The sequence below is a fragment of the Sinorhizobium sp. KGO-5 genome (assembly GCF_036245905.1).
Taxonomy (GTDB): Bacteria; Pseudomonadota; Alphaproteobacteria; order Rhizobiales; family Rhizobiaceae; genus Sinorhizobium; species Sinorhizobium meliloti_A.
Genome location: NZ_BDIZ01000003.1, coordinates 811,871 through 836,240, shown reverse-complemented (window position 1 = coordinate 836,240; position 24,370 = coordinate 811,871). Strand labels below are relative to the sequence as shown.

At 63.6% G+C, this 24,370-nt stretch carries 21 protein-coding genes; 18 read left to right on the top strand and 3 right to left on the bottom strand.

From position 1 onward, the window contains the following. Positions 1-226 precede the first annotated feature (226 nt). The 14 genes from BHD07_RS17925 (at position 227) to BHD07_RS17860 (ending at position 16,115) form a co-directional block, all read left to right on the top strand. Positions 227-2,308 carry an ABC transporter substrate-binding protein gene (locus BHD07_RS17925; RefSeq protein WP_338282127.1) on the top strand — a complete coding sequence of 694 codons (2,082 nt, stop codon included), beginning with the start codon at positions 227-229 and terminating at the stop codon, positions 2,306-2,308. A gap of 117 nt (positions 2,309-2,425) precedes the next feature. Next, the gene (locus tag BHD07_RS17920) at positions 2,426-3,439 is read left to right on the top strand and encodes an ABC transporter permease (RefSeq protein WP_100671602.1); all 1,014 of its coding nucleotides are present in this window, start codon (positions 2,426-2,428) and stop codon (positions 3,437-3,439) included. Then, on the top strand, positions 3,436-4,563 hold the full coding sequence (locus BHD07_RS17915) for an ABC transporter permease (protein ID WP_324764449.1): 1,128 nt from the start codon (positions 3,436-3,438) through the stop codon (positions 4,561-4,563). The genes BHD07_RS17920 and BHD07_RS17915 overlap by 4 nt, the downstream gene beginning before the upstream one ends. An 11-nt stretch (positions 4,564-4,574) precedes the next feature. Next, positions 4,575-6,245 carry an ABC transporter ATP-binding protein gene (locus tag BHD07_RS17910; RefSeq protein ID WP_338282124.1) on the top strand — a complete coding sequence of 557 codons (1,671 nt, stop codon included), beginning with the start codon at positions 4,575-4,577 and terminating at the stop codon, positions 6,243-6,245. A gap of 20 nt (positions 6,246-6,265) precedes the next feature. Beyond that, positions 6,266-7,639 carry an alpha-glucosidase/alpha-galactosidase gene (locus BHD07_RS17905; RefSeq protein WP_018096068.1) on the top strand — a complete coding sequence of 458 codons (1,374 nt, stop codon included), beginning with the start codon at positions 6,266-6,268 and terminating at the stop codon, positions 7,637-7,639. A 306-nt stretch (positions 7,640-7,945) separates the two neighbouring features. Further along, positions 7,946-8,461 carry a DUF992 domain-containing protein gene (locus BHD07_RS17900; protein WP_338282121.1) on the top strand — a complete coding sequence of 172 codons (516 nt, stop codon included), beginning with the start codon at positions 7,946-7,948 and terminating at the stop codon, positions 8,459-8,461. Between the two features lie 190 nt (positions 8,462-8,651). Then, positions 8,652-9,572, top strand: coding sequence for a phenylacetic acid degradation operon negative regulatory protein PaaX (gene paaX, locus BHD07_RS17895; protein ID WP_338282119.1), 921 nt, complete (start codon positions 8,652-8,654; stop codon positions 9,570-9,572). A 203-nt stretch (positions 9,573-9,775) separates the two neighbouring features. Further along, positions 9,776-10,774: a 1,2-phenylacetyl-CoA epoxidase subunit PaaA gene (paaA, locus tag BHD07_RS17890; protein ID WP_338282117.1), complete on the top strand. Its 999-nt coding sequence runs from the start codon at positions 9,776-9,778 to the stop codon at positions 10,772-10,774. 19 nt (positions 10,775-10,793) lie between these two features. Beyond that, positions 10,794-11,078, top strand: a complete 285-nt coding sequence (paaB, locus tag BHD07_RS17885) for a 1,2-phenylacetyl-CoA epoxidase subunit PaaB (protein ID WP_100671085.1) — start codon at positions 10,794-10,796, stop codon at positions 11,076-11,078. Beyond that, positions 11,078-11,863 carry a 1,2-phenylacetyl-CoA epoxidase subunit PaaC gene (gene paaC / locus BHD07_RS17880; RefSeq protein WP_338282115.1) on the top strand — a complete coding sequence of 262 codons (786 nt, stop codon included), beginning with the start codon at positions 11,078-11,080 and terminating at the stop codon, positions 11,861-11,863. The genes paaB and paaC overlap by 1 nt, the downstream gene beginning before the upstream one ends. A 9-nt stretch (positions 11,864-11,872) precedes the next feature. Then, entirely contained in the window at positions 11,873-12,397 is a 525-nt protein-coding gene (gene paaD / locus BHD07_RS17875) for a 1,2-phenylacetyl-CoA epoxidase subunit PaaD (protein WP_100671089.1), read from the top strand. Positions 12,398-12,421: 24 nt separating this feature from the next. Next, the gene (gene paaE / locus BHD07_RS17870) at positions 12,422-13,498 is read left to right on the top strand and encodes a 1,2-phenylacetyl-CoA epoxidase subunit PaaE (RefSeq protein ID WP_338282113.1); all 1,077 of its coding nucleotides are present in this window, start codon (positions 12,422-12,424) and stop codon (positions 13,496-13,498) included. 50 nt (positions 13,499-13,548) lie between these two features. After that, a complete protein-coding gene (paaZ, locus tag BHD07_RS17865) occupies positions 13,549-15,615 on the top strand; it encodes a phenylacetic acid degradation bifunctional protein PaaZ (RefSeq protein ID WP_338282111.1) in 2,067 nt (688 codons plus the stop codon). Further along, positions 15,615-16,115, top strand: coding sequence for an acyl-CoA thioesterase (locus BHD07_RS17860; protein WP_018096076.1), 501 nt, complete (start codon positions 15,615-15,617; stop codon positions 16,113-16,115). The genes paaZ and BHD07_RS17860 overlap by 1 nt, the downstream gene beginning before the upstream one ends. A gap of 87 nt (positions 16,116-16,202) precedes the next feature. On the opposite strand, the gene paaG is transcribed toward BHD07_RS17860, so the two are convergent. Next, entirely contained in the window at positions 16,203-16,994 is a 792-nt protein-coding gene (paaG, locus tag BHD07_RS17855; RefSeq protein ID WP_102763743.1) for a 2-(1,2-epoxy-1,2-dihydrophenyl)acetyl-CoA isomerase PaaG, read from the bottom strand. Positions 16,995-17,084: 90 nt separating this feature from the next. On the opposite strand from paaG, the gene BHD07_RS17850 reads away from it, so the two are divergent. The 3 genes from BHD07_RS17850 to BHD07_RS17840 all read left to right on the top strand — a co-directional run bounded on the left by BHD07_RS17850 (position 17,085) and on the right by BHD07_RS17840 (position 20,905). Next, the gene (locus BHD07_RS17850; protein ID WP_338282109.1) at positions 17,085-18,401 is read left to right on the top strand and encodes a 3-hydroxyacyl-CoA dehydrogenase family protein; all 1,317 of its coding nucleotides are present in this window, start codon (positions 17,085-17,087) and stop codon (positions 18,399-18,401) included. Positions 18,402-18,522: 121 nt separating this feature from the next. After that, entirely contained in the window at positions 18,523-19,620 is a 1,098-nt protein-coding gene (gene nspC, locus BHD07_RS17845; protein WP_102761556.1) for a carboxynorspermidine decarboxylase, read from the top strand. A gap of 43 nt (positions 19,621-19,663) precedes the next feature. Beyond that, positions 19,664-20,905: a saccharopine dehydrogenase family protein gene (locus tag BHD07_RS17840; protein WP_338282106.1), complete on the top strand. Its 1,242-nt coding sequence runs from the start codon at positions 19,664-19,666 to the stop codon at positions 20,903-20,905. An 81-nt stretch (positions 20,906-20,986) separates the two neighbouring features. On the opposite strand, the gene BHD07_RS17835 is transcribed toward BHD07_RS17840, so the two are convergent. Further along, positions 20,987-21,814, bottom strand: coding sequence for an alpha/beta fold hydrolase (locus BHD07_RS17835; RefSeq protein WP_338282105.1), 828 nt, complete (start codon positions 21,812-21,814; stop codon positions 20,987-20,989). Positions 21,815-21,895: 81 nt separating this feature from the next. Beyond that, a complete protein-coding gene (locus BHD07_RS17830) occupies positions 21,896-22,987 on the bottom strand; it encodes a helix-turn-helix transcriptional regulator (RefSeq protein WP_338282103.1) in 1,092 nt (363 codons plus the stop codon). 392 nt (positions 22,988-23,379) lie between these two features. Between BHD07_RS17830 and BHD07_RS17825 the strand changes: the two genes are divergently transcribed. After that, positions 23,380-24,339, top strand: a complete 960-nt coding sequence (locus BHD07_RS17825) for a LacI family DNA-binding transcriptional regulator (RefSeq protein ID WP_338282317.1) — start codon at positions 23,380-23,382, stop codon at positions 24,337-24,339. Positions 24,340-24,370 lie beyond the last annotated feature (31 nt).

Below are 24,370 nucleotides of genomic sequence, written 5' to 3'. Positions count from 1 at the left end.
GGGGACTTCGGCGAGCGCTGCTAGTCCCCTTCTCCCCACTCGCGGGGAGAAGGTGGCCGGCAGGCCGGATGAGGGGCAATCCCCCGGTCGGGGCGGATGGCAGGGCAAAGCGCCCGCAAATTGAGGTAATGCGCGAGGTCACCTGCGTGAGGAGACGCGAGTGCCACGAAGGAAGAGGAGCGCCGGCCGCCCCGGCCCGGCGAAGACTGGAGGGAGAACCTGGGACATGAAAACGCATCGACTGAATATGACCGCGAGCCTGCTGATCGGCATATCCGCCTTTGCCGTGCAGGCCTTCGCATCCGAGCCGACCGTGGTGCCGGAGCAGCCGCCCTTTCCGGCGCAGGGCAAGGTCACCTATGTGTCGCGCGATTCCATTCTCGAGTTCAAGGCGCTGCCCGAATACAGGGAGCCCGAATGGGTCACCGAGAAATTCGTCAAGGCCGGCAAGCTGCCGCCGGTGGCCGAGCGGCTTCCGAAGGAACCGATGGTCTACAAGACCGGCAACATGCCCGACGGCATGGGCGTCTATGGCGATGTCATGCGCCACGTGATCGGCGGCCGGCCGGAAGGCTGGAATTACAGCGCAGGCCAGACTCAAGGGTGGGGCGGCATCGACATCGGCATGTTCGAGTGCCTGACGCGCACCGCGCCGCTCTTCCAGGTCGAGGCGGACGATATGGAGCCGCTGCCGAATCTCGCGAAAAGCTGGGATTGGTCGGAGGACGGACGCAAGCTGACCATGCATCTGATCGAAGACGCGAAATGGTCGGACGGCGATCCCTTCGATGCCGATGACGTCATGTTCTACTGGGAGGACAATGTCCTCGACTCGAGCGTTTCACCCTTGAACGGGGCGACGCCCGAAACCTTCGGCGAGGGCACGACGCTCAAGAAGATCGACCAGTATACGGTCGAATGGGCCTTCAAGGAGGCCTTCCCGCGCCAGCATCTTTTCGCAATGGCCTACGGTACCTTCTGCCCCGGCCCGTCGCATATCCTCAAGACCAAGCATCCGAAATATGCCGGCACGACCTACAACGAATACAAGAACGGCTTCCCCGCCGAATATATGAACCTTCCGGTGATGGGTGCATGGGTGCCGGTCGCCTATCGTCCTGACGACATCATCGTGTTGCGCCGCAATCCCTATTACTGGAAGGTCGACGAGGCCGGCAATCAGCTCCCCTATCTGAACGAAGTCCATTACAAGCTGTCGACCTGGGCCGACCGCGACGTGCAGGCGATCGCGGGTTCGGGCGACATTTCGAACCTCGAACAGCCGGAAAACTTCGTGGAATCGCTGAAGCGCGCCGCCAACGAGAGCGCGCCGGCGCGGCTTGCCTTCGGTCCGCGCGTCATCGGCTATAACATGCACATGAACTTCTCCGGCAATGGCTGGGGAGACCCGGACGAACGCGCTAAGGCGGTGCGAGAGCTCAACCGCAACCTGGACTTCCGCAAGGCCGTCACCATGGCGGTCGACCGCAAGAAGCTTGGCGAAGCCCTGGTGAAGGGTCCCTTCACGGCGATCTATCCGGGCGGGCTTTCCTCCGGCACGAGCTTCTACGACCGGAACTCCACCATCTACTACCCCCACGATCTCGAAGGCGCCAAGGCGCTTCTCGAAAAGGTGGGGCTCAAGGACACGGACGGCAACGGCTTCGTCAATTTCCCGGCCGACAAGCTTGGCGGCCGCGACGTCGAAATCGTTCTGCTCGTCAATTCCGACTACAGCACCGACCGTAATCTTGCCGAAGGGATGGTCGGGCAGATGGAGAAGCTCGGGCTCCGGGTCGTCCTCAATGCACTCGACGGCAAGCAGCGGGACGCCGCCAATTATGCCGGCCGCTTCGATTGGATGATTCATCGCAACACGGCCGAATTTGCTTCCGTGGTGCAGAACACGCCTCAGCTCGCCCCGACCGGCCCGCGCACGAGCTGGCATCACCGCGCTCCGGAAGGCGGCGAAGTCGATGTCATGCCCCACGAGCAGGAGCTCGTCGACATCGTCAACAAGTTCATCGCCAGCAACGACAATGACGAGCGAACGGAGCTGATGAAGCAATACCAGAAGGTAGCCACCACCAATGTCGATACCGTCGGCCTGACGGAGTATCCGGGCGCGCTGATCATCAACAAGCGCTTCTCGAACATTCCTCCGGGCGCGCCGATCTTCATGTTCAACTGGGCGGAAGACACGATCATCCGCGAACGGGTCTTCGTTGCCGCCGACAAGCAGGGCGACTACGAACTCTATCCCGAGCAGCTTCCCGGCAAGCCGGGCGAAAGCGGCCCGATCAACTGAAGCTGAACCGCCTCCGCCGGCTCCGAGGAAAGGAGCCGGCGAGGGTGCAAGCCCTTCACGCCGCCGAGAGCCGATGCAGGCATGGCTCTCGCGGAACTCGAGACAGAAGGAAACGGCATGTTCAGATTTCTGCTTGTCCGAATCGCCTCTGCCATTCCGGTGCTGCTCGTCCTGAGCGTGGTGACCTTCGGCATCATCCAGGCACCGCCGGGAGATTACAGCGACTACATCCGCTCGCAGCTCATCAATCAGGGCGGCGCTTCTTTCGAGGAGGCAGATGCCCAGGCGCAGGCCTACCGCAAGGAGCACGGCCTCGATAAGCCGCTGCCGATCCAGTACGTCGACTGGATAACGGGCATTGTGACGCGAGGCGATTTCGGCCACAGCCTCTACTACAACAAGCCCGTCGCTGACGTGGTCGGCGAGCGCCTGCCGCGAACGCTGGCGCTGGCGCTCGTCTGCCACATCCTGGCGTCGGTGATCGGCATCGCCTTCGGCATCATCGCGGCGACGCGGCAATATTCCTGGATAGACAGCCTGCTTTCGACCGTATCGTTCCTCGGCATGACGGTGCCGCGCTTCCTCATGGCGCTGATCATCGTCTATATCCTCGTCTTTCATTTCAATGTGAGCGAGATCAACAGCTTCCATTCCGCCCGCTACGGCGGGGCGCCCTGGTCCTGGGACAAGTTCGTCGACCTGGTCAAACATGTCTGGCCGGTCGTGGCGATCGCCACCTTCGGCGGGCTCGCCTACAATATGCGGGTGATGCGGGGCAATCTCCTCGATACGCTGAACGCGCAATATGTCGAAACGGCACGCGCCAAGGGCCTGAGCGAGGGTGCGGTCGTCATGCGCCATGCGGTGCCGAACGCTTTGCACCCGCTGATCATGTACCAGGGCGTCGTGCTTCCCTACATGCTGACCGGCGAGATCGAGACGGCGATCATCTTCGCGCTGCCGACCGTCGGGCCGGCGATCGTCGGTTCCATGTGGGTGGGCGACGTCTATGTGACGGCGACATTCATGCTGGTCCTCTCCGCAACGCTGATCGTCGGCAACATCATCGCCGACATGATGCTCGCCGCGCTCGATCCGCGCGTGCGCATGGGAGGGGGGGTATACGCATGACCGTCGAAGCCGAAGGAACTCTTCCGGTGGCGATCGAGCCCGGGGAAAAACACCACCACGAGAGCTACTCCGCCCTCGTCTGGCGGCGGCTGAAGCGTTCGTGGACCGGCCTGCTCGGCCTTGTCCTCGTCTGCCTCCTGATCCTGATGGCGGTCTTCGCCGAGTTCCTGTCGCCCGTCGATCCGAAGGCGACGGATGTGGCCTTCGCGCAGCCGCAGACGATCAGCTTCCGGGACAAGGAGGGCAATTTCGTCTTTCCGCCGAGGAGCTATCCGGTGCGGGAGACGGAGGAGCTCGATCCGGTCACCTTCCAGCCGATCATCGGACCGGATTACGACAACCCGCAGGTTCTCGGCTTCTTCGTCAAGGGCGCACCCTACAGGCTCTTCGGGCTGATCCCCGCCGAGCGGCATCTGTTCGGCGCCGTCGACGGTACGCCGGTGCATCTGCTCGGCACCGACAAATTCGGCCGCGACGTGCTGTCCCGCATCCTCTACGGCTCGCGCATCTCGCTGATGATTGCCCTCACCGTCGTCTTCATCGTCACCGTGGTCGGGACGACCGTCGGCATGGTGTCCGGCTATTTCGGCGGGCGCTTCGATGCCTGGGTGCAGCGTTTCGTCGAGCTGGTGCTCGCCTTCCCGCAATTGCCGCTCTATCTGGCGCTCGCCTCGCTGATCCCGGTCACCGCACCGACCAATGTCTTTCTCGCCTTCGTCATCATCGTGATGTCCGCGCTCGGCTGGGCGCAGATGTCGCGCGAGGTGCGCGGCAAGACCCTGGCGCTTGCCCGGATCGAATATGTGCGGGCGGCGATCGCCATCGGCGCAACGGACCGGCGCATCATATTCCAGCACATCTTCCCGAACGTGATGAGCCACGTCATCGTCGCGGTGACGCTCGCCATCCCGCATGTGGTGCTGCTCGAGTCCTTCCTCGGTTTCCTCGGCTTTGCGGTCAAGCCGCCGCTGATCTCCTGGGGGCTGATGCTGCAGGACACGGCGAATTATTCCGCGATCGGTTCCTATCCCTGGATCCTCTCGCCCGTCGCCTTCGTGCTCGTCACCGTTTTCGCCTTCAATGCGCTGGGCGACGGCCTGCGCGACGCAATCGACCCCTATTGAGGAGCATGCCGATGGTAACGATCGAAAGTGTTGTCCCGGCACCCGAGGAACGGCGCGACCGCGATACGAAGGATGCGAGGCCGGTGATCGATGCCCGAAAGGTGGCGGTATCTTTCAAGGTCGAGAACGGCACGGTCGAGGCGGTGAAGGACGTCTCCTTCCAGCTTTACCGCGGCGAGACGGTGGCGATCGTCGGCGAATCCGGCTCCGGCAAATCGGTGACGGCGCGCACCGTCATGGGGCTCCTGTCGAAGCGCGCTACGATCGCGCCGCAGGCACGCATCGAATATGACGGCAGGGACGTGTTGAAATTCTCGAAGAGAGAGCGCCGGGCGCTGCGCGGCGATCGTATCTCGATGATCTTCCAGGAGCCGATGAGCTCGCTGAACCCGGTCTACACGATCGGCAGCCAGATCATCGAAGCGATCCGGGCGCATCGCCGCGTCAGCCGGCGCGCCGCCGCCGAGCGGGCGCTGGAGCTCTTGCGTCATGTCCAGATCCCCGACCCGGAAGCACGGCTCAACCAGTATCCGCATCAGCTTTCCGGCGGCCAGCGCCAGCGCGTGATGATCGCCATGGCGCTTGCCAACGATCCGGACGTGCTGATTGCCGACGAGCCGACGACGGCGCTCGACGTGACGGTACAGGCGCAAATTCTCAACCTCATCCGCAAGCTGCAGCAGGAGCTCGGCATGGCGGTGATCCTGATCACCCATGACCTGACGGTGGTCCGCCAATTCTCCGATTACGTCTATGTCATGCAGCTCGGCGAGGTGAAGGAACACAATACGACGGAGGCGCTGTTTGCCGATCCGCAGCACGCCTATACGCGGCGGCTGCTTTCCTCCGAACCCTCCGGTTCTGCCAATCCGTTGCCGGACGACGCGCCGATCCTGCTCGACGGCCGCAATGTCCGTGTCTCCTTCACTTTGAAGAAGGGTGGGTTCTTCAGGCCGGATTTCAAAGAGCTCGTCGCGGTCGACGGGCTCAGCCTCAATCTTCGCCGGCACGAAACGCTCGGCCTGGTGGGCGAGTCCGGTTCCGGCAAGACCACTTTCGGTCAGGCGCTGATTCGGCTTCTCAACGCCGATGGCGGCGAGATCTATTTCGAAGGCGAGCCGATCCACGACAAGGACCGCAAGGGCATGCGGCCGCTTCGCTCGAAGATCCAGATCGTCTTTCAGGATCCCTTCTCCTCGCTCAACCCGCGAATGTCGATCGGCCAGATCATAGAGGAGGGTCTGATCGTCAACGGCATCGGCGAAAACCGCAAGGACAGGCTGAAGCGCGTCGAGGACGCGCTCGTCAGCGCCGGCATGCCCTCGAACATCCTTTCGCGCTTCCCGCACGAATTCTCCGGCGGCCAGCGCCAGCGCATCGCGATCGCTCGCGCCGTCGCGCTGGAACCGGAATTCATCCTGCTGGACGAGCCGACTTCGGCGCTCGACCTTTCGGTGCAGGCGCAGATCATCGAACTCCTGCGCCGGCTGCAGGACGAGCGCGGTCTGAGCTATCTCTTCATCTCCCACGACCTGAAGGTCGTGCGCGCGCTCTGCCACCGCGTGGTCGTCATGCAGGAAGGCAAGATCGTCGAAGAGGGGCCGGTGAGCGAAATCCTCAACAATCCCAAGACTGCCTACACGAAGCGGCTGGTTAAGGCCGCCTTCGAAGTGGCCGCGTGAATTCAAACAGAGGCTATCCCATGACGAGACGACCCAGGATTACTTTCATCGGCGCCGGTTCCACCGTTTTCATGAAGAACATCATCGGCGACATTTTGCAGCGGCCGGCGCTTTCGGCCGCGACCATCGCTTTGATGGATGTCAACCCCGAGCGGCTCGCCGAAAGCGAGATCGTCGCCGGCAAACTGGCGCGCACTCTTGGCGCCGATGCCAGGATCGAAACCCATTCGAACCAGCGCAAGGCTCTGGAAGGAGCGGATTTCGTCGTCGTCGCCTTCCAGATCGGCGGCTACGAACCCTGCACCGTCACCGATTTCGAAGTGCCCAAGAAATACGGGCTGCGTCAGACGATCGCCGACACGCTGGGCGTCGGCGGCATCATGCGCGGGCTCCGCACCGTGCCGCATCTGTGGAAGATCTGCGAGGACATGCTCGAGGTCTGCCCCGAGGCGATCCTTCTGCAATATGTGAATCCGATGGCGATAAACACCTGGGCGATCGCCGAGAAATATCCGGCGATCAAACAGGTGGGCCTCTGCCATTCGGTGCAGGGCACGGCCTTCGAGCTTGCCCGGGACCTCGACATTCCAGTCGAAGAAATCCGCTACCGCGCCGCCGGCATCAATCACATGGCGTTTTATCTCAAGTTCGAGCACCGTCAGAAGGACGGCAGCTATCGCGATCTCTATCCGGACCTGATCCGCGGCTACCGCGAGGGCCGCTTCCCGAAGCCCAGCCACTGGAATCCGCGGTGCCCGAACAAGGTGCGCTACGAGATGCTGACGCGGCTCGGCTACTTCGTCACCGAGAGCTCGGAGCATTTCGCCGAGTACACGCCCTACTTCATCAAGGACGGGCGCCCCGATCTGATCGAGAAATTCGGCATTCCGCTCGATGAATATCCAAAGCGCTGCGTCGAGCAGATCGAGCGCTGGAAGGGACAGGCGGCCGCCTTCAAGGAAGCCGAGACGATCGAAGTCGCGGAGAGCCGTGAATATGCCTCCTCGATCATGAATTCGGTCTGGACCGGCGAACCTTCGGTCATCTACGGCAACCTCAGGAACAATGGCTGCATCACCTCGCTGCCGGAAAACTGTGCGGCGGAAGTGCCCTGTCTCGTCGATTCCTCCGGTATCCAGCCGACCTATATCGGCGCCTTGCCGCCGCAGCTCACGGCCCTGATCCGCACCAACATCAACGTCCAGGAGTTGACTGTCCAGGCGCTCGTCACCGAGAACCGCGAGCACCTCTATCACGCGGCGATGATGGATCCGCATACCGCCGCCGAGCTCGATCTCGACCAGATCTGGTCGCTCGTGGACGATCTGCTGGCGGCGCACCGCGACTGGATTCCCGAATGGGCGCGTGTGACGAAGAAGGTAGCGGCCGCCTGATTTCTTCTCCCGGTCAGGCGACCAGACGGCCCCGGAACCGATCGGTTCCGGGGCCGCATCGTTATGCGGACTGGCGCAACCGCGCACTCGAGATTTCCGGGTTTTCAGGGTGAAGACCTAAGACCGGGCGCAAGCCCGTAGTCCAATAGACGTGGTCTGGGAGATGTGGGACAGCGGCTATACGGAGCGCACGCAGGCAAGATGTTTTGCGACAGGCAGCGCTTTCCGAAACTGGTCTTGGCGGCTTCAAGCCTGCTTTCGACAATGCCTGACTCAAAGGCCGTAACCCACAGTAAGGAAGCTTTAATGATTGAACGATTCCGTAACGTCCTGATCCGCGCGACAGTTGGCGGCCTCGCTTTCAGCGCTATCGCAGTGTCCGGCGCGATGGCCGAGGAGGCCAAGGGGCAGGCACAGGCCGAGTTCGTAAAACGCGGCACACTCTCCTGCGACATTGCGGCAGGTATCGGCCTGGTCGTGGGTTCGTCGAAAGCGCTGACGTGCGTTTTCGAAGCAGACGGACAAAAGTCGCCTTACAAATATAGCGGCACGATCGACAAGCTGGGCCTCGATATCGGCGTAACGGCGGAGAGCCGCGTCGTGTGGTCGGTCTACGCGAAGCCGAAAACCAAGCTCAAGGGCGCTCTTGCCGGCAACTATTCCGGCCTTTCTGCCGAATTCGCGGCCGGGCTCGGGCTGGGCGCGAAATCCCTGGTCGGCTCGAAAAAGGAAATCGCGCTGCAGCCGGTGAAGATTGACGGCCAGACCGGGCTGAATGTCGCTGTTGGAATTGCCAGCGTGAAGCTGACCCTGGTGAAATAACGGCATAAGGCCATTCGCCGCATTGGCCCTGCCGGTTGCGAACACCGCAACAGGCTCGGCACCGTTCACGCCAGCGCCGCGCATCTGATCAGACGCGCGGCGCTGGCTTGCTTTGATTTGCTGCATGTTTTTGTTCTTTAATCGGCTACGGTTTAAAACACGCAGCGGATGGGGCTCGGAAGGCGGTCGGATGCAGGCGAATGGCGAAAGTTCGGCAGAGCAGGGCTCTAGGATCATCCGGGCAATTCTGGATGAAACGCCGCTCAGGGCCGCAAGCTTCATCGTTACCATCTATGGCGACGTGGTGGAGCCGCGCGGCGGCGCGATCTGGATCGGCAACCTGATCGAGATCTGCGCCGGCGTCGGCATCAGCGAGACGCTTGTGAGAACCGCCGTATCCCGTCTTGTCGCCGCCGGCCAGCTCGCCGGAGAACGGGAGGGACGGCGCAGCTTCTATCGGCTGACGGATGCCGCACGCGCGGAATTCGCCGCGGCGGCGCAGGTGATCTTCGGACCTCCGGAGGAAGCGAGCTGGCACTTCGTGCAGCTGATGGGTTCGTCGGCCGAGGAGCGGATGCAGGTGCTCGAGCGCTCAGGTCATGCGCGCCTTGGCCCCCGGCTCGCGGTCGGCGTGCGGCCGTTCCCGAGCGCGATCATGCCCGCCGTGGTCTTCCGCGCGGAGCCTGCCCAGGGCGCGAGCGAGTTGAAGGCGTTTGCCTCGAGCTGTTGGGACCTCGCACCTCACGCGCAGGCCTACCGGCGGTTCCTTGCCTGCTTCGGCAGGCTCGCCGATCTTCCGGATACCGCTACGGCGATTGCTCCCGCTGAGTGCCTTTCTGCACGCCTACTCATGGTACACCAGTTCCGCTTCGTGACGCTCCGTGAGCCGCGCCTGCCAGCCGAAATTCTGCCCGCCGATTGGCCGGGCGACGAAGCCCGCCGCCTGTTCGCCCGGCTATACCGCAGCCTGTCTCCCCAGGCGGACCTGCATGTCGGGCGGAACTGCGTCACGCTCACGGGTCCGCTGCCGAAGGCGACCGGCGCGACGGAGCATCGGCTTCAAATGCTGAGCGGCGAAGCTGCGCCTGGGAAAGCCGATGGCCCCGGTTAACCTGCCGCGCTCCTTCGTTCCTCAATCTGCGACGCGTACGAAGAGGGACGAAAATACCCGCCCCATCTCATTCATTAAATGTCACAGAAAAATGTGTAAATGACGTTGAAGTGTGACATGTCCTGCGCTAAATTCTAACCGATCGGTCAAAAGGAACTGCATCGACATCACTCCCGAACGCCTCCGGCGGAGGAGAGAGCAGCATGTATGCTCAAATGGTGAAGACGGATGCCCCTCGGGTCAAAAGCCGCGACGATATGGACCCGCAAGAGCGCGCTTTCCAGGAGCGGATCGACGCGGGTCAGAAGATCGAGCCGAAGGAATGGATGCCCGAAGGCTATCGCAAGACGCTCATCCGCCAGATCAGCCAGCACGCCCATTCCGAGATCGTCGGCCAGCTTCCCGAAGGCAACTGGATCACCCGTGCGCCGACGCTGGAGCGCAAGGCGATCCTCCTCGCCAAGGTTCAGGACGAGGCGGGGCATGGTCTCTACCTCTACTGCGCCGCCGAGACGCTGGGGGTGAGCCGCGACGCGCTTTACGAGCAGCTCCATTCCGGCAAGGCCAAGTATTCGTCGATCTTCAATTATCCGACGCTCAGCTGGGCGGATATCGGTGCCATCGGTTGGCTCGTCGACGGCGCGGCGATCATGAATCAGGTGCCGCTGCAGCGCTGTTCCTACGGACCCTATTCGCGCGCGATGATCCGCATCTGCAAGGAAGAGAGCTTCCATCAGCGGCAGGGCTACGACATCCTGATCAAGATGATGAAGGGCACGCCTGCCCAGAAGGCCATGGTGCAGGACGCGCTGAACCGCTGGTGGTGGCCGTCGCTGATGATGTTCGGCCCGTCGGACGACGCCTCGGTCCACTCGGCCCAGTCGATGGCCTGGAAGATCAAGCAGAACTCCAACGACGAACTCAGACGGGAATTCGTCGACCAGACGGTACCACAGGCAGAATATCTCGGACTGACCATCCCCGATCCGGATCTGAAGTGGAACGAGGAAAAAGGCGGCTACGATTTCGGCGAGCCGGACTGGAACGAATTTTTCGAGGTGATCGCCGGCAATGGCCCCTGTAATGCCGAGCGTCTCGGCGCGCGCAGGACGGCCTGGGAGGACGGCGCCTGGTTCCGGGACGGCCTGACGGCACATGCCGAAAAGGCCGCTCGTCGCGCGCAGCCGGTCGCCGCCGAATGAACATCGGGAGCGAAACGTTATGTCCAGCGAATGGCCCCTCTGGGAAGTCTTCATCCGCGGCCAGCACGGCCTGAGCCATCGCCATGTCGGCAGCCTGCACGCGCCGGATGCCGAAATGGCGATCAACAACGCCCGCGACGTCTACACCCGCCGCAACGAGGGCGTCAGCATCTGGGTGGTGCGTTCGAGCGACATAGCGGCAAGCGCGCCCTCGGAAAAGGGCCCGTTGTTCGAGCCTGCGAATGCGAAGGTCTACCGTCACCCGACTTTCTTCGACATTCCGGATGAGGCAGGGCACATGTGATGGTTCAGGCAACCGCGATGCAGGCGGCCGTCGACCGGGCCGCGCTTTTCGATTTCCTGCTCGGCATGGGCGACAATACGCTGATCCTCGGCCATCGCCTTTCGGAATGGTGCGGCCACGCCCCGGCTCTCGAAGAGGACATCGCGCTCGCCAACACGGCACTCGACCTCATCGGCCAGACACAGCTCTGGCTCGGCCTTGCAGGCGAGGTCGAGGGAAGGGGCCGCAGCGCGGACGATCTTGCCTATCTCCGCGACGTGCGAGACTTCCGCAACCTGCTGCTTACCGAGCGGCCAAACGGCGGTTACGGCGAGACGCTGATGCGCCAGTTCCTGTTCGATGCATGGCACTATCTCGCACTGAAAGGCCTTCGCAGCTCCTGCGCGCCGCGCATTGCTGGGATAGCCGAGAAGGCGTCGAAGGAGGTGGCCTATCATTTCGAACGGAGCCGCGATCTCGTGATCCGCCTCGGCGACGGAACGGCGGAAAGCCACGCCCGCATGCAGGAGGCGCTGGACGATCTTTGGCCCTATACCGGCGAGATGTTCGTGAGCGAGGCGCACGACCTCGCCCTTGCGGCTGCCGGCGTCGCGCCGGAACCGGAGAGCTTGAGGGCCGATTGGGAGGCGCTGGCCGCCGAGACACTTCGCGCGGCGACGCTCGAAAAACCGGAGGACCGCTATATGCACGGGGGCGGCAAGCGCGGCCTCCATACGGAGCATCTCGGTTATGTGCTCGCCGAGATGCAGTTCCTGCAGCGCGCCTATCCCGGCGCCAGCTGGTAGGAGGCTCGCATGGCAACGGCGATACGCCCCTCGATCGCGGATGTGTGGCACTGGCTCTCGCAAGTGCCGGACCCGGAAATTCCGGTCATCTCCGTGACCGACCTCGGCATCGTCCGCAACGTCGGCTGGGATGGCGAAACGCTGGTGGTGACGGTGACGCCGACCTATTCGGGCTGTCCCGCCACGGCGGTCATCAATCTCGATATCGAGCGGCAGCTCAAGGAGAACGGCATCGAGAGTGTCAGGCTCGAACGCCAGCTCTCGCCCGCATGGACCACCGACTGGATTAGCGCCGAGGGCCGCGAAAAGCTTGAAAGCTACGGCATTGCGGCTCCCGTCGACGGCACCGGAGCCGAGGGCAGGCTGTTGAAACGGATCGAAGGCCTCTCGGGCGGCGCGGCGCAGACGGTCTCCTGTCCGCGTTGCGGTTCCGCCCGGACCGAAAAGGTCAGCCAGTTCGGATCGACGCCCTGCAAGGCGAGCTATCGCTGCCGGGACTGTCTGGAGCCCTTCGATTATTTCAAATGCATCTGAATGCGAGGCGGGAAGAACGCTCACATGGCACGCTTTTATCCTCTTCAGGTCATCGAGGTCCGGCGCGATACGCGCGATGCCGTGGTCGTGACGCTCGAGCCGCGCGAGGAGGACCGCGCTGCCTTCGATTTCAAGCAGGGGCAATATCTGACGTTCCGCCGCCTCTTCGGCGGCGAGGAACTGCGCCGTTCGTATTCGATCTGCGCCGGTCTCGACGAAGGCGCCCTGAAGGTGGGCATCAAGCGCGTCGATGACGGCTGCTTCTCCAGTTGGGCGAATGAGGAGCTCTCGCCCGGCGACACGCTGGAAGCCATGCCGCCGATGGGGGCCTTCTTCACGCCTATCGAGCCGGAGGCCGCCAGACACTATCTCGGCTTTGCGGGCGGCAGCGGCATCACGCCGGTGCTCTCGCTCATCAAGACGGTGCTCGCGCGGGAGCCGCGGTCCGCATTCACGCTTGTCTATGCCAACCGCCACTTCAGCTCCATCATGTTCCGCGAGGAACTGGACGACCTCAAGAACCTCTATCTGGGGCGGCTTTCCGTTCTGCACGTCCTCGAAAACGAAGCCCAGGAGGTCGACCTGTTCAGCGGCCGGCTCGATCAGGAAAAATGCACTGCCCTCTTCCGCAGCTGGATCGATGTAAGGTCGGCCGATACCGCCTTCATCTGCGGGCCTGAGCCGATGATGCTCGCGGTTGCCGCAGCACTTCGCGCGCATGGCCTCGGCGACGATCGGATCAAGTTCGAGCTGTTCGCCTCCTCCCAGCCCGGCCGCGCCCGGCGCAAGGTCGAAAGCGCCGCCGGCGCCGATAGCCGGGCGCGCTGCGAGGCGACCGTGATACTCGACGGCGCCACGCGCAGCTTCACCTTTCCGAAAGAGGGGCTGAGCCTGCTCGAAGCGGCGCTCGAAAACAGCATGGACGCACCATTTGCCTGCAAGGCGGGGGTCTGCTCCTCATGCCGCGCCAAGGTGCTTGAAGGCGAGGTGGAGATGGAGAGCAACAACGCGCTCGAGGACTACGAGGTAGAGCAGGGCTATGTGCTGACCTGCCAATCCTATCCGCTCAGCGACCGGATCGTGGTCAGCTACGATCAGTGACCGCCGATGCCGAGCCGACGCTGAAGCTGAACTGACGGGAGGACCATCCGATGAACGCAGTGGCGGACCGGCCGCGCCGGCTCGAAAGCTATATCGCCGGCACCTGGATGCGCGGAGCGAAGGACGGCGTGACCCTTTGCGACGCCGCGACCGGCGCGCCGGTGGCGCTCGTCGATTCCGGCGGCATCGATTTCGCCGCCGCGCTTGCCTATGGACGCGAAAAGGGCGGGCCGGCGCTTCGCCGGATGTCGTTCCACGAGCGGGCGATGATGCTGAAGGCGCTTGCCCAGTCACTGATGGAGCGCAAGGAGGAATTCTATGCGCTCTCCACCGCCACCGGCGCCACGCGTGCGGACAGCTGGATCGACATCGAAGGCGGCATCGGGACACTTTTCTCCTATGCCTCGAAGGGCAGGCGGGAGCTACCGAACAGTCGCGTCCTCCTCGATGGCGGTGTCGAGACGCTGTCACGCGACAATACGTTTTCCGCCCAACATATCCTGACACCTTTTCAGGGCATCGCGGTGCACATCAATGCCTTCAACTTTCCCTCCTGGGGCATGCTCGAAAAGCTCGCGCCGACGCTGCTGGCGGGGATGCCTGCGATCGTCAAGCCTGCGAGCCAGACCGCCTATCTCGCCGAGCTGGTGGTGCGGCGGATCCTCGACACCGGTTTGCTTCCGGAAGGCGCGCTCCAGCTCGTCTGCGGCTCCTCGCGCGATCTTCTGGATCATGTCGGCGACCAGGACGTGGTGACCTTCACCGGTTCGGCCACGACCGGGCGCAAGCTCAAGACCCATCCCGCGATCGTCGGCAATTCGGTGCGCTTCACCATGGAAGCCGATAGCCTCAATGCGGCTGTCCTCGGGCTCGATGCGGCCCCTGGAACGGAGGAATTCGATCTTTTCGTCCGCGAAGTCGCCCGCGAGATGACGTCCAAGGCCGGGCAGAAATGCACGGCCATTCGCCGGGTGATTGCGCCGCGGGCCCATTGCGACGCGCTGGTCGCTGTTCTCGGCGAGCGGCTTGCCAAGGTTCCGCTCGGCGATCCCGCCGACGAGAACGTGCGGATGGGGCCGCTCGCAAGCCTCGGCCAGCGCGAAGAGGTGAGGGCGCGCATCCGCGATCTCACAACGGATGCAGAGATCGTTGCGGGCGATCCGGCAAGGCCGCAGCTCGTCTCCGGCGATGCGGAGGCGGGGGCTTTCCTCAATCCCGTTCTTCTCTATTGCGATCGTCCCGGCGCAGCGCGGTCGGTTCACGACGTCGAGGCCTTCGGCCCCGTGAGCACGATCATGCCCTATGATACGGCGGAAGAGGCGGTTGAACTCGTCCGGCGCGGAAGGGGGAGTCTCGTCACCTCCGTCTTCACCGCTGATCCCGATATTGCGCAGGAGCTGGTGATCGGCATGGCGCCGTTTCATGGCCGCGTGATGATCGGCAACCGCCTGAGCGCGAAATCCTCGACCGGGCACGGCTCGCCCTTGCCGGGTCTCGTCCATGGCGGCCCGGGCCGGGCGGGCGGCGGCGAGGAACTGGGCGGCATGCGGGGCGTCAGGCACTACATGCAGCGCACGGCCGTTCAGGGCGCGCCAGGCCTCGTCTCGGCGGTCACCGGCCGCTGGATGGAGGGTGCGCCGGCGCGAGCCGGGGGCGAGCACCCCTTCCGCAAGTCGCTGGCAGAGCTGCGGGTCGGCGACCAGATCGTTACGGCGACGCGCACCGTCAGGCTCGAGGACATCGAGCATTTCGCCGAGTTCACCGGCGATACGTTCTACGCGCATATGGACGAGGAGACCGCCCGCGCCAATCCGTTCTTCGACGGCCGCGTCGCGCATGGTTATCTCGTCGTTTCCCTGGCCGCCGGTCTCTTCGTCGATCCCGCCCCGGGGCCGGTGCTCGCAAATTACGGCGTCGACGGACTGCGCTTCCTGGCTCCCGTCTATCCCGGCGACACGCTTCGGGTCCGCCTCACCTGCAAGGAGATCAGTCCGCGAATGAATGCCGACTATGGGGAGGTGCGATGGGACTGCCGCGTTTCCAACCAGACTGGCGCAACCGTCGCGCAATATGATGTATTGACCATGGTGGCGAAGACCGGAAGCGGGGAAGAATGATGACGGAGCAGGAGACGCGGCATCTGGTGATGACGGTCCTGATGACGCCGGACATGGCGAATTTCAGCGGCAAGGTGCATGGCGGTGCGCTATTGAACCTGCTCGACCGAGTGGCCTTCTCCTGCGCGTCGCGCTTTTCCAAGCAATATGCGGTGACGCTCTCCGTCGACCAGGTGATCTTCAAGGAGCCGATCCATGTCGGCGAACTCGTCACCTTCCGCGCGGCGATCAACTATGCCGGCCGTACCTCGATGGAGGTCGGAATAAGGGTGGAGGCGGAAAACATCCGGGCGGGCACGCGGCGGCACACCAATTCCTGCTATTTCACCATGGTCGCCGTGGACGAAGCGGGCCGTCCCGTCACGGTCCCGGAGTACCATCCGGAGACGGCAACCGAAAAACGCCGCCACCAGGCGGCCGAGCTGCGCCGCACGCTTCGGCGGGAATTCGCCCATCGGCTGAAGACGGTCGCGGAAACGGGGCGGGATGTTGGGGAGTAGACGGACTCCGATCGGATGGCGTCGATACCCTCTCCGCCCTGCCGATCCAATTCAGAGGGGGTGCCCGGCGTCAAGGTCCCGCATCGGTCACCGACCGCTGAATTTCGGGTTACGCTTCTCCAGGAAGGCTGCCACGCCCTCTGCATAGTCGGCGCTGCGGCCGGCTTCGCGCTGCAGGTCGCGTTCGAGGTCGAGTTGTTCGTCGAAGGAATGGGCGGCGGCGGCGTGGATCGCGCGCTTGGTCAGACCGAGCCCCCTGGTCGGCCCGGCAGCGAGCCGCACGGCAAGTGCGGAGGCCTCGTCCATCAGCGCCGCGTCGTCGACGGCGCGCCAGATCAGGCCCCAGCTCGCCGCCGTCTCTGCGTCCAGCGGTTCGGCCGTCATCGCCAGCGCCTTGGCTCGCGCCTCGCCGACGAGCCGCGGCAGGCTCCAGGTTCCGCCGGAATCGGGCACCAGTCCGATTTTCGCGAAGGCCTGAATGAAGCGGGCGGAGCGGGCGGCAAGCGTGATGTCGCAGGCGAAGGCGATGTTGGCCCCGGCCCCCGCGGCAACCCCGTTGACGGCGCAGACGACGGGCTTTTCCAGGCTTCGGATCAGCTTCAGGAGCGGATTGTAGAAGGTCTCGATCGTGTGGCCGAGGTCCGGCGTGCCGCCCTTGCGGGGATCGCGGTCGCCGAGATCCTGGCCCGCGGAAAAGCCGCGCCCCGCTCCCGTCAGCATCACGGCACGCACATCGTCGTCCGATCCGGCGCGCTCGAAGCCGGCGCGCAGTGCGAGATGCATTTCCTCGTTGAAGGCATTGAGCTTGTCGGGCCGGTTGAGCGTCAGGCGCAGGACGCCGGCTTCAAGCGCCGACAGCACGGTGTCGGAATCGGACATGTTTCCTCCCTGCACCCTCTGGTTCGCGCCCATAAAAGCCTTGCATGGTCCGACCGGCCGGTCAATCATGACGCACGGAGGACGAGCATCGTGCCCCTCAGCATCGTGCATAGAGACGGGGTCGCCGTCGTCGCCGCGGGCAACCCGCTGCGCCACGTTTTTCATGCCGAGCGCGCCGCACGCCGTCCGCCGGCGCTAGCCGGCATCGAGCCGCGCCCGATCCGTTCGGCGGCGGTGATCGGCGGCGGCACCATGGGAACCGGCATCGCCGCGGTCCTGCTCAACGCCGGACTTCCGCTCGTCCTGGTCGAGCGCGACGAGGCGGCGGTGGAACGGGCGCTTGCCAGGCTGCGCGCAATCTTCGACGGCGCGGTGAAGCGCGGACGCATCTCCGCGAGGCTTGCGGCCGAGCGCCTGGCAGCCGTTACCGGCACGACGCATTATACAGCGCTCGCCGAGGCGGACCTGATCATCGAGGCGGTCTTCGAGGATCTCGACGTGAAGCGCGATGTCTTTCGAAGGCTCGCCGCCGTCTGTCGCGCTGACGCCATTCTCGCGACGAACACGTCCTATCTCGATCCCGAACGGATCGCCGCGGACATCGGGAGCCCGGAGCGGTTTCTCGGGCTGCATTTCTTCAGCCCCGCGCAGGTGATGAAGCTTCTCGAAATCGTGCCCACGCAAGCGACGGCGCCCGAGGTGCTGGCGACCGGTTTCGCGCTGGCGCGGATGCTGAACAAAATCCCCGTGCGCGCGGGTATCTCGGACGGTTTCATCGGCAACCGGATTCTCAAGGTGATGCGGGCCCAAGCCGAGCGGCTGCTGCTCGGCGGCGCGACACCCGCCGCCGTCGATGCCGCCATGCGCGCCTTCGGGCTGCCGATGGGGCCGTTCGAGGCGCAGGACCTCGGCGGGCTCGATATCGCCGCCTTCCAGCGCCGTGCCGCCCGCGCCCGCGGCGAGACGGCTTTTGCGCCGGTCGCCGACCGTCTTTCGGAGATCGGGCGCTTCGGCCAGAAGAGCGGCGGCGGCTGGTACGACTACGCGCCCGGCGACCGAACGCCACGGCCCTCCGCGACGGTCGCCCGCATCATCGCGGACGAGGCTCGGGGCCGGCCCCGAAGCGTTTGGGACGAGGCCTCCATCGCCGACTGCATCCTTTGGCCGATGGTCAACGAGGCTACGCGGATTGTCGAAGACGGAACGGCTCTGAGGGCCTCCGATATCGATCTCGTGGAGATCCATGGCTACGGCTTTCCGCGCTGGCGGGGCGGGCTGATGCATCATGCCCAGGCGCACGGCCTTCACAAGGTCGCGGAGGCGCTGAGTGCGCTTGCGGAGGCGGGATTCGCCGATCCCCCTTGCGACCCGCTGCTCCAGGCTGCCGCGCGAGGCAGCTTCCTTTGACGGACGCGCCCCGTAAGGGCCACGGGGCGGGCATTTTGTCTCGGCCGGCCGAGCCGGGTTGCGCAAACGGCCACGTTTTCCTAGGAGGACCGTTTCGGATTTAAGAACAGCAGGTCCTGCCTTGATCGAGACCCCATACTACCTCATCGACAAAGCCAAGCTTACTCGCAACATGGAAAGGATCGCCCATGTGCGCGAGAAATCCGGCGCCAAGGCTTTGCTGGCGCTGAAGTGCTTCGCCACCTGGTCGGTTTTCGACCTCATGCGCGACCATATGGACGGCACCACGTCTTCCTCGCTTTTCGAGGTGAGGCTCGGCCGCGAGCGGTTCGGCAAGGAAACCCATGCCTATAGTGTCGCCTATGGCGACAACGAGATCGACGAGGTGGTCTCTCACGCCGACAAGATCATCTTCAACTCGATCTCGCAATTGGAGCGTTTTGCCGACCAGGCGGCGGGCATCGCGCGGGGACTGCGACTTAACCCTCAGGTCAGTTCCTCGAGCTTCGACCTGGCCGATCCCGCGCGTCCCTTCAGCCGGCTTGGCGAGTGGGACGTTGCGAAGGTCGAGCGCGTCATGGACCGGATCAACGGCTTCATGATCCACAACAATTGCGAGAACAAGGATTTCGGTCTCTTCGACCGGATGCTCGCGCGGATCGAGGAAAGGTTCGGCTCGCTCATCGCCCGCGTCGATTGGGTAAGCCTCGGCGGCGGCATTCACTTCACCGGGGACGACTATCCCGTCGAGGCCTTTTCGGCGCGCCTCAGGGCATTTTCCGACCGCTACGGCGTCCAGGTCTATCTGGAGCCGGGCGAAGCGTCGATTACCAAGAGCACGACTCTCGAAGTGACGGTGCTCGACACGCTCTATAACGGCAAGAATCTCGCCATCGTCGACAGTTCGATCGAGGCGCACATGCTTGACCTGCTGATCTATCGCGAGGCGGCCAAGGTTTCGCCGAACGAGGGGCCGCATAGCTACATGATCTGCGGCAAGTCCTGCCTCGCCGGCGACGTCTTCGGCGAGTTCCGCTTCGCCGAAGAGCTGAAGGTCGGCGACCGCATCTCGTTTCAGGACGCCGCCGGCTACACCATGGTCAAGAAGAACTGGTTCAACGGCGTGAAGATGCCGGCGATCGCCATCAGGGAACTTGACGGAAGCGTCAGGACCGTCCGCGAATTCACCTACGCGGACTACGAGCAGAGCCTCTCCTGAGGCTTCGCGCAAGCAAGACGGGTAGAAGGAGATATCCCCCGAAATGAAAAAGAACGTTCTCATCATCGGCGCCGGTGGCGTGGCACAGGTCGTGGCGCACAAATGCGCCCAGAACAGCGATGTATTGGGAGATATTCATGTTGCCTCACGCACGGTCGACAAGTGCCGCAAGATCATCGAGTCCGTACGCGAAAAGAACAGCCTGAAGACCGAGGTGATGCTCGAGGCGCATGCGCTCGACGCGCTCGACGTCGAGGCGACGAAGGCGCTCATCGTGAGCACCGGCTCTCAGATCGTGATCAATGTCGGCTCCGCCTTCGTCAACATGTCGGTGCTGCGCGCATGCATGGACACGGGTGTGGCCTATATGGACACGGCGATCCACGAAGAGCCGAACAAGATCTGCGAAACGCCGCCGTGGTACGGGAACTATGAATGGAAGCGCGCCGCCGAATGCAGGGAAAAGGGCATCACCGCCATTCTCGGCGTCGGCTTCGACCCGGGCGTGGTCAATGCCTATGCGCGCCTCGCCAAGGACGAATATTTCGACAAGATCACGGATGTGGACATCGTCGACATCAATGCCGGCAACCACGGCAAATATTTCGCCACCAATTTCGATCCGGAGATCAACTTCCGCGAATTTACCGGCGTCGTCTATTCCTGGCAGAAGGGCGCCTGGCAGACGAACCGGATGTTCGAGGTCGGCAAGGAGTTCGACCTGCCCGTCGTCGGCAAGCGCAAGGCCTATATGACCGGCCATGATGAGGTTCACTCGCTGTCGAAGAACATGGACGGGGCCGACGTGCGCTTCTGGATGGGGTTCGGCGACCATTACATCAACGTCTTCACGGTTCTGAAGAACCTGGGCCTCCTGTCAGAGCAGCCGGTCAAGACGGCCGAGGGCCTCGAAGTGGTGCCGCTGAAGGTGGTCAAGGCAGTCCTGCCGGACCCGGCGTCGCTCGCGCCCGGCTACGAGGGCAAGACCTGCATCGGCGATTTCGTGAAGGGCCTCAAGGACGGCAGGGAACACGAGGTGTTCATCTACAACGTCGCCGACCACAGGCAAGCCTATGAGGAAGTGGGCTCGCAGGGCATCTCCTATACGGCCGGCGTTCCGCCGGTGGCCGCCGCGATGCTGATCGCCAGCGGCGAGTGGGATGTGAAGCAGATGGCAAATGTCGAAGAACTGCCGCCCCGGCCCTTCCTCGACCTCCTGAACCGTATCGGCCTGCCGACGCGCATCAGGGACGAGCAGGGCGACAGGGCACTCAGCTTTTCCTGAAAGACGCCGGGGCCCGAACGGGAGTCCGGTTGCAGCCCGGCCGTCATATGACGGCCGGGCTGCAATCGCCGCGACGCCCCCTCATTCCCGGCCCAGGAAATGCAGGATGTGATCGGTAAATTGCTCCGGATCCTGAAGCAGCGAAAAATGGCTGACTTCCGGCTGGATCAATAAACCCGCTGCGGGAATGCTGTCCGCGATGAACAGCGTGTCTTCTCGCCTGACGACCTCCTCATGGTCACCATCCACGACCCAAACGGGAACGGCGATGCTGCCGAGAGCCTCTGCGGTGAGGTTCGGTTGCGATTCCCACATCCGGTCCATCTGCTTACGGAAGTCGCCGCAGGCGCCCGGTGTGGGAGACAGTTTCACATATTCTTCGCGCGCCCTGTCGAGATAGGCTTTGAACAATACGTTTTGGTCCAGTGGGTAGAGGCCTGACGGCTTGCTGTTCGCTGCGAAAGCGAACACCCTGCTTATGCGTTCCGCATGGTCTATCGCGAGCTTCAGGCCGATGATCGCACCGTCGCTCCAGCCGACGATGGTGGCTTTCTGCAGGCCGAGGAAATCCATCAGCGCCACCACATCGGTTGCCATGAGGTCATAGCTCAAGGGTCGTTCATCCCGGGTGCTGCGGCCATGGCCGCGACTGTCCATGACGATGGCCTGATAGGAGCCGGCGAGCGTGGAAATCTGGTTTCCCCAATAGTTCGAATTGCCGAGTCCGCCGTGGAGCATGATGACGGGCTCGCCGCTGCCGTAGACCGCATGCCAGATCTCGATGCCGTTCACAGGCGCCTCTCCCTCGCGCCCTGCTGCGGGAAGGTCCGGCGTTTCCGGCAGCATCTCCCATCTCGGCTCCGCCATCGCCGTGCCAAGCGAGGCAGCACCCGCAATCAAAGAGTACATGATTTTCGTTCCCCAGCGCTTCCCACGACCCGACTGGGTCGGGTTCTCTATTGTCGCCATCGTTTCCCCCGCCAGCGATTGTCAGTTTTCCATTCGCAGCAGCCCGCTTATTCGAAGAAGCTCCATCTGGCTTCTGACGCCGAGCTTGCCGTAGAGGCTCTTCACCTGGGTCCTGACCGTCTCCCGCGAGATGCCGGCGGCATCGGCGATCCGCGCCGCATTCTGCCCCGAGATCAGACCCTGCATTGCCCGCAACTCCGCGGCCGTCAGACCATTCGCGCTTGCAAATCCCCTGAGATCCAGGGGCGGCTCCTTTGCTTGGGATTCGATCAGCACGATCACGGAAGGGCCTTCGAAATAGGCAGACTCGCAGTCCTTGCACGTGCGAATGAGCGTGAGCTTCGTTGAACCGAGGACGAAGGTCGTGGCCGTGTCTCCGTCGAAGCCGCGGCGGAGCATCCCATGGAGCGCCGCGTCAGCATCGCTGTCCCGGATATGCAGTTTTCCCCCGGGGGTCAGCCTCAGGACCCGTCCCGCTTCGACCATCGCCTGGCCCTGGGCGCCGAAATTGATCGCGCGAGCGCCTTCGTCGACGACGACGACGCCCAGCTCACTCTTCTGACATACGGAACGGCCAATTTCGGACGCGACGGCGCTCCGCCGGTTGGCGTACCGGAAGGCCCGCCGCAGATGCGGCGCCAACCGCGTCAGGAGATCGGCCACGTCCCGGTTCTTCTCGGGATCGGCTCTCGAGGTGGTAATCGACAGCAGCATTGACTGTCCGCGCTCTCTGGCGAGCGTCACGCCGACCGCGCTTTCCCCGACCATCGGTCGAAAGAAGTCGTTGTAGAAGGGTGTTTTCACGAATTGCTCGCGTGGCAGCATCTGCTCGGCGACGACACCGATCCCGATCTTCCGCCGAGAGGCTGCGGGCATCCACGGATTGAGCTTCGCATAGTGGCTGGCGTAGTCCGAGACGACGTCGGCCGGCAGACCCGATGTAAGCTCCCATGCCCCAGCCCCACTGTCGACGTCGTGATAGAACAAGGTCGATCGGCCGTCCGGAAGCGTAGCGGCCAAGCCGTCGAGAAAACTTTGCCACGTCGTCTCGTGAAGCAATGCGGAATAAATCCGGTCGGCAAGCCTGCTCTCGACTGCAGCTTCGATGCTCATGGCGGCCCCTCCTGCATAGTGGGCAGACCTGCTCCGGACTGCAGGTCCCCCGCCTGCAGTTCCTGAGCAGCCCAGGCTCTTACTATAGGCGATCAACCTCGAACTGGCATCACCCCGCGGGGTGAGCGTCTCGGCTGCTCGTCTGCGGCGCTCTCGGGGGGAGCGTATCGTCCCGCGAAGGCCGGCCTCGCTCGTGCCGCGGGATGAGCCAGCGGATCGCTAACGCGGAACGGGAAAAATCATACTTTTTCGTGAGAAAACCTTTTCTCATCTTGACGGACTCGCTGAGAAAAGGTTTTCTCACCCTGAGTTATATCAGGGAGGCGAAGCTGAGTTTGCAGCGCGGCAAGGGACATCGGGTCACGATTCACGATCTGGCAAGGGTTGCCGGCGTGAGCGTTTCGACCGTGTCCAAGGCTCTCAACGACAACGGCCGCATGGGCGCCGGAACGCGCGAGCGTATCAAGAATCTCGCGGCGGAAATCGGCTTTCGTCCGAACGCACTGGCGCGCGGCCTGCTCAGCAATCGCAGCTTTACAGTCGGCCTTCTGACCAACGACACCTATGGCCGCTTCACCCTTCCGGTAATGGCCGGCATTTCCGAGGCGCTGGTGGATCATGGGGTTTCGGTCTTCCTTTGCGCAATCGAGGACGACCCGGCGCTCGGGAAAATCCATGTCGACGCCATGCTGGACAAGCAGGTGGACGGCATCATCGCGACAGGCAAGCGGGTCGACAGGTCTCTCCCGGTCGATCTCGCCGGCCTGCCGGTGCCCGTCGTCTATGCTTTCACCAAGGGCGAGCCCGGCAGCGTGACGCTGACCTCCGATGACGGTCATGGCGCGAGGCTGGCGGCGGGACGGCTGCAGAAGATGGGCCGCAAGCGGCTGTTGCACATCACAGGCCCGCTGGAATTTACCTCCGCGGTCGAGCGCGCCGAGGCATTTCGGGCCGTCGCCGGCGGTGGGGCGCCGGTCCTGCATGGGGTCTGGTCGGAGGCCTGGGGTCACCAGGCGATCGGCCGCATCTGGGATGCGGGCGGTGAGAGGCCCGATGGCGTCTTCTGCGGCAACGACCAGATCGCCCGCGGCGTGGTCGATGCGCTGCGCGAGCGCGGCGTCAAGGTGCCGGAGGATGTCTCCGTCATCGGCTTCGACAATTGGGAGATCATGGCGGCTCAGACGCGGCCGCCGCTGACGACCGTCGACATGAACCTGAAGGAGCTTGGGCGGGAGGCCGGGCTGATGGTGCTTGCACTTGCAGAGGGGCGGACGATCGAGCCCGGCCTGCGCAAGCTGCCCTGCCGGCTTGTCGTACGGGACTCCTGCGGAGGCGGGGGAAGACAGATCTGATTGAGGAGATGGGGTCACCCGGAGTGGCCCC